Origin of the sequence: Gilliamella sp. B2838, from assembly GCF_026536185.1 — a bacterium.
GTDB lineage: Bacteria > Pseudomonadota > Gammaproteobacteria > Enterobacterales > Orbaceae > Gilliamella.
The window spans coordinates 1-4,170 of record NZ_JAFNOO010000028.1 but is presented as its reverse complement, the minus strand read 5'-3'; the positions used below and the strand labels follow the sequence as shown (position 1 = coordinate 4,170).

Genomic DNA, 4,170 nt, shown 5'->3' with positions numbered 1-4,170 from the left:
CTTATATCAAAATCAGTGAAGAGGGGATTGAACTCGGTACAGCTGGTAATGTGTATATAAAAAGCAATGCCCTGCAAAAAATGGGCACTGCACAAAAAAATAGATCAGAGATAACATTACCTGAGACTATTGTAACTGAATTCTTGCCAAATAAATTAGACCAAAATGATAAATATAGCTTAAAGTTTCTTATGGTTAATGATGAAGCGGAACCATATAAAAAGACTAAATATTTAGCTTTTATGGAAGATGGTTCAGTTATATGCGGTGAAACTGATGATAACGGTTATACAGAAAGGTTTTATACTGAAAAAGAAGAAAAAATTACTATTCGCTTAATTCTAAGTAAAACGAGTAAAGGAGAAATTATTAACCTGTAAAACATTAATAATTAGATGGTTATTTTTTAACTATAAAAATAAATGATTAAAATAATGGTTCAAACTCAAATGACAGTATACAACATCTCCACAAGTATAAAGACAAATACCAATCATAAATATATTATTTATGAAATGGAGTTATATAAAATAGATGATAAGGGTAATAAAATTTATGCTTTAAAATCTACAGGCAAACAGCCATTACAATCTGATAAGAAAACGCTAGTTCATCCTTCACTAGATATTTCAGATCCAGATACTACATCTTATATATTAGAGCTAAATCTATACCATAAACTAGGTGAGGATGAATATGAAGTATTACCTGAACCTATGACAGCAATTATTCCGCTTAAGGGTTTTGTCACGTCAGAAAAAAAGTGGGGTATATCAAGGGAGTTTGAATACAATGAAACAACCGAAAAAACTCAATATGGAGGCGTACCTATATATGAAGTTAAAATAACTTTCAAATCAAAAGCTTTTGAGGTTAAAGAACTCCCACCAGATGTTCTGTTAGATCCTTTTGATAAAACTAAAGTTAAAAGAGCTTTAAAAGAAAGATTGAAAAAAAATATGATTTTCCTGATCAAGGTGAGGCTAGTTTATGTGGACCGGCAGTGTTCTTTTATTGTTTATTAATGGATAGATCAGATTTATATCAACAGGTTGTAAAAGAACTTTGGGAATCGGGTGAAACTAAAATTGGCACTTTAAAAATAAAACCAAGTTATGGTTGTCGTCACCCCAGTAAGTTTTTTAAAGAAGATAATCAACCAAAAATACCTCCCATAGATTGGATGACCTTAGCGAGTTTAAGGGATTCAGAAAATAATCTTTTTGATTACGACTCACCTGATGATCAAGCTCAAGGTATTAGCACCGCCGGTGACCTTAAAACATGGTTTGAAAAGTCTGGTACTAAAATTTTATATGATATTAATACAAATATAATGACACAGATTACTGGACCACATTTAACTTTGGCCGATTTATGTCGTTTAAATTCTTATATACGCCCGGATACCCATGTTATTGTACTAATAGCCGCATCGCTACTTTTATATGGCGAAGAATCTACAACTAAAGATCACTGGATAGTTTGGACAGACAAATTAAAATTACTTAATGGTCAAGACATAACTGAACAAACCTCATTAACGGAAGAAGTTCAGCTTGAGCTATTTTCATGGAGAAAGGTGAAAAATTGGTTGAGAGCTGGAATCTTTTTGAAAGATGTTGTGCAATGTTCGTTTGCTGCTATTATCGTGAGTAAAATTCCTTAAAAAAATACTTTAGTTAACAAAAATTAAATAAACCTAAGCATGGAGTTTCTATGAAAAAATCACGATATTATTTAACCTCACTAATCAAACTACTTTTGATCTTTGTGCTTGCTGGTTGCGCATCAAAAGGGAAAATTTTACCGAAAAATTTACCTGATGCCACATTAAATAAACCTTATTATGCTGAAATTTTTATTTACGTTGGTCCAGGTCCTGTAATTGGTAGAAGTTTTCATTATCAAATTGAACCTGAAAATTCAGGAATTGAGTTAGCGCCTTACGATTTAAACTCACCTGCTGCATATAATCATCTTGCTGTAAAAGGAAGCCCTAAAGTAACCGGAATGATTAAGATTAAAATTGCAGGTAGTACTTATGGTACAATGTTCTCTGGAAAAGAATTTAAAAAAATTTATACTATTAACGTTGAACAATAGTATTTAAATTGGAATAAATTATATGAAAAAATCACGATATTATTTAACCTTACTAATCAAACTACTTTTGATCTTTGTGCTTGCTGGTTGCGTATCAAAAGGGAAAATTTTACCGAAAAATTTACCTGATGCCACATTAAATAAACCTTATTATGCTGAAATTTATATTCACCTTGGTCCTGTAATTGATAGAATTTTTGATTATCGAATTGAGCCCAAAAATTCCGGTCTTGAATTAGCGCCTTTCGATTTAGATGCAAAGCATGCATATAATCATCTTATTATTAAGGGAACTCCTATAGTAACAGGAACCATAGTAATTAAAATGCATGGTATTACTTTAGATACACTGCATCAACCGGCAGAAGAATTTGAAAAAAACTACACTATTAATGTAGAACAATAGTGTTCAAATTGGAGGTTATTATAGGAATAAATGGAATTTAATTTCAAGTTAGTCATAATTTATTTCAGATTTTTTATAAGTTTACACCAGAATTACTGTAAAAATTAAATACTCCAAGCAGAACCAATCTAAGGCTTCAATTTGGAATTTATACCATTAAATAATCTTATTTAACCATACAAACAACTTTTATGCAGAAACTCTAGTTTCAGAATGGTATGCCGAGGTAAATACTGAAGATAAACGGATGAAATGGGAAGCATTAAACAGTGAAATGACGGATGATGCGGAAAACTATTTGGGTTATATAAAATACGGTGATGAAGCAAAACGTGATGCATATGTTAGTAAGTTTGATGCAAGCGAACAAGAATCAATAAAACAAGGCTTAGAACAACAAAGAAGAGACTATGAGCGTTTTCCAGCAGATTATAAAGATGCCCCCGAAAAGAAATTAACACCGGAGCAACTTAACTTATTTGGCATAATAAAAGAGTTAGAGGAGAAGGCAGAATTATGGGAAAAAACCAAAGAAAAAGCGACAAAAATGCTGTGGTGGGACGATGTAGTTGAAGGATTAGCTAAGCAAAGTCAACAGATAGAACAAAGTGACACTGAAACAGAAAAAAGTCAAACATCGCCCCCCTCAACTGAGCAAACCGAAACTTCAGCAACGCCGGCCACGTTAAGCCAAAACGGTGAGGTTTGGTTTATGCATCCAGTTGCCCTTATGAATTACTTTAAATTTAAAGCAGGCATTGTGACTTATCATATCTATCAGGATGGAAAAATCGAAAAGCATATACCCGAAAAAATATCCCCTGGTTTTGAGCGAAAATATCAATATGTTTATCATGATAAAGATAATAACGAGCATGAAATTTGTATTTGTGAATGGCATACCATTAATAAGAAAGTGTTTGTAGATTCTCCTAGAGAAACATTTAACTATCCAGATCATGGAACTGTCGAGGAAACTAAAACTAACGTTAGTGATGGGTATATTGCAGCTAGAGCGAAATACAAAAATGGTGATATTCATGAATGGATAAAAATAGAAGATGGTGTAAGTATTTATGAAAGACTAACTATGACTAATGGGAATATTGCTGAATATGGACGTCATGACAAACAAGGAGATGTATGGAAACTATATGAAAAGCTGAAGGAAGAAGCCCAAATGGTTCGAATGCCGGATAGTCTTAATTATGAAAGTAGTGGTGTAATTATAAAATATGAACTTAAAGAAACTTTTCGAAAATATATAAATCCAGACTTACTGGCAGGTTTTATAGGCGCTCTGGCGGAGATTAAAGAAAATATTATTGTAACGGGTAGTGCCTACGAACAAGGCTCTTGTTTTCCTAGTTCTTTACACATAAATGGTCTGAGTATTGACACAAAGTACATTAAAAAAGTTAAAAATTTAACTGATTACAAAAAAGATAAAGAATTTGTTAACGCTTTAGCTAAATTCCATTTTAGAACGTTTCGAATAGGAGAGGCAATCTATAACTTATTTAAAGATATATCAGGAGTAATATTTGGATACGAATTACATAATAGCCATTTGCATACAGAAAATTTTGATTTTAATACCATTAAAATAATTGAATAGTCGACGATTTAAATTAGAAGGATAAAGGGAATGAAAAAAA

The 4,170-nt window shown here is 31.9% G+C and carries 5 protein-coding genes and 1 pseudogene; all 6 read left to right on the top strand.

The genetic code is table 11. The annotated features are described in order from the left end of the window. A pseudogene (locus J3U63_RS13045) lies at positions 1-380 on the top strand (hypothetical protein); the annotation flags it as partial. 54 nt (positions 381-434) lie between these two features. Then, positions 435-1,025, top strand: coding sequence for a hypothetical protein (locus J3U63_RS13040; protein ID WP_267371811.1), 591 nt, complete (start codon positions 435-437; stop codon positions 1,023-1,025). Continuing rightward, positions 1,025-1,669: a hypothetical protein gene (locus J3U63_RS13035; protein ID WP_267371810.1), complete on the top strand. Its 645-nt coding sequence runs from the start codon at positions 1,025-1,027 to the stop codon at positions 1,667-1,669. The genes J3U63_RS13040 and J3U63_RS13035 overlap by 1 nt, the downstream gene beginning before the upstream one ends. Before the next feature lie 50 nt (positions 1,670-1,719). After that, a complete protein-coding gene (locus J3U63_RS13030; RefSeq protein ID WP_267348441.1) occupies positions 1,720-2,106 on the top strand; it encodes a hypothetical protein in 387 nt (128 codons plus the stop codon). A gap of 22 nt (positions 2,107-2,128) precedes the next feature. Beyond that, on the top strand, positions 2,129-2,512 hold the full coding sequence (locus J3U63_RS13025) for a hypothetical protein (protein WP_267348439.1): 384 nt from the start codon (positions 2,129-2,131) through the stop codon (positions 2,510-2,512). Positions 2,513-2,759: 247 nt separating this feature from the next. Further along, complete coding sequence (locus J3U63_RS13020) at positions 2,760-4,130, top strand: hypothetical protein (protein WP_267371809.1); 1,371 nt, start codon at positions 2,760-2,762, stop codon at positions 4,128-4,130. Positions 4,131-4,170: the final 40 nt, after the last annotated feature.